General features: G+C 69.4%; 2 protein-coding genes. Both read left to right on the plus strand.

What is annotated here, in order from left to right; all coding sequences use genetic code 11:
• The first annotated feature begins 257 nt into the window (after nt 1-257).
• Nucleotides 258-668, plus strand: a complete 411-nt coding sequence (locus DDE18_RS22440) for a hypothetical protein (RefSeq protein WP_116574652.1) — start codon at nt 258-260, stop codon at nt 666-668.
• Nucleotides 669-1,035: 367 nt separating this feature from the next.
• On the plus strand, nt 1,036-1,353 hold a 318-nt coding region (locus DDE18_RS22445), incomplete at its 3' end, for a hypothetical protein (protein WP_133241320.1).

Genomic DNA, 1,353 nt, shown 5'->3' on the forward strand with positions numbered 1-1,353 from the left:
TGTCCAAGCCTCACCACCGGTTGAAGCGGTGGTGGGCAGCATGAGGTTGAGCCTTCCCGATGGTGACGCGGTCCGTCCGCTTTCGTGCGGACGTAACCACAGTGTCCGTGAATGCATGAGGTGCGAGAGTGGTGAGGGTCGTTCTCGGATCGGGCTTTGTCGCGTCGCAAGGAGCGGCGTACGTGGCGGCATTTGGCTGAGCTGTGGGTCCGATCGGGGACGGTCAGGGTCTTCTTGCTTGTAAAGGGTCGCGATGGATGTCGCGACGTGACGAACAAGGAGTGGTGATCCCCAGTGGGAACGGCGGCGCAAGCACACAGTCAGGTCGGGATCGGGCTCGGGACGCGCGACTGAAGTCGGCGCGGGAGCGCCGGCTTCGGCTGGATCCGGACCAGCTGGCCCGAGAACAGCGCATCGACGAGGCCGTGGTCGACGTCGAGGTCGCCTGGGAGGCGCGCAGCGAGGCCGAGCAGGCCGTCGCGGACGCGGAGGTCGCGCCTGCGGCCGCGCTGGGGCGGCTCCTGGCCGAGCGGCTCGCGGTCAAGGACATGGTGCGGCTGACGGGACTGGACCAGATCACCGTGCGCCGGCTGCGCCAGCTCGCGACGGCCACCAACGAGGACGACGATGTCACCGCTGCTGAGGCTGCCGACGTCGAGGTGGCGTGATGTCGGGCCAGCCGACCATCGTGACTGGTCGCCGCGGCAGCACGAGCTCTGCGGCTGTGGTCGGGCTGGCCGCTGACTGCGAACCTGATCGACTTTGCTGAGGTCGCCGGCGGCCGCGAGGCGGGCTGGGCGGGCACCCATCACCACGACCCGGAAACCGGCGTACGGATCGTCGGTACGCGGCCCTTCGCCCGGGTAGCTTAGGCGGAGCAGCTTGCGTGCCGCGGCAGGCCCGGGGTAGGCCGACGGCGGGCATCCACCGTTCCCGGCGATCAGCCGGTAGGAGAAGGTGATAGCCCGGCCGTGCCACCTTGGGTACCGTGACCAGCGCGGGGGCTCCGGCGGGCTGAACAGGTCAGGAGTTCGCATGTCTCGGGTTGCTGCGTCCGAATGGGCCATTTTTCGCGCTGCGGCGGTCGGCTGCGGCGTCGTCGCGGTGGCACTGGCGGCGTTCGGTCTGGTCGACTCCGTCAGCCAGCAGACGGGGCGGGCGGTCACCGACACAGGCTTCGTGGTCTTCTCGGCCTTCGCGGCGTGGGCGTGCTTCCGCGCGGCGAAGCTGCGTCCCCCGGGGAGACGACTGCCCTGGCGGCTGCTCGGCACGTCGGCGATGTGCTACGCCGTGGGCAACACGATCTGGTTCTACTACCAGGTGCTGGCGCCGGAGACGCAGACGTATCCCGGG

This window comes from Nocardioides gansuensis, from assembly GCF_003076135.1.
Classification (GTDB): Bacteria; Actinomycetota; Actinomycetes; order Propionibacteriales; family Nocardioidaceae; genus Nocardioides; species Nocardioides gansuensis.

What these genes read in the sequence shown, in the direction of transcription:
- DDE18_RS22440 (WP_116574652.1), top strand. Translation starts at nt 258, where the DNA reads ATGTCGCGACGTGACGAACAAGGAGTGGTGATCCCCAGTGGGAACGGC.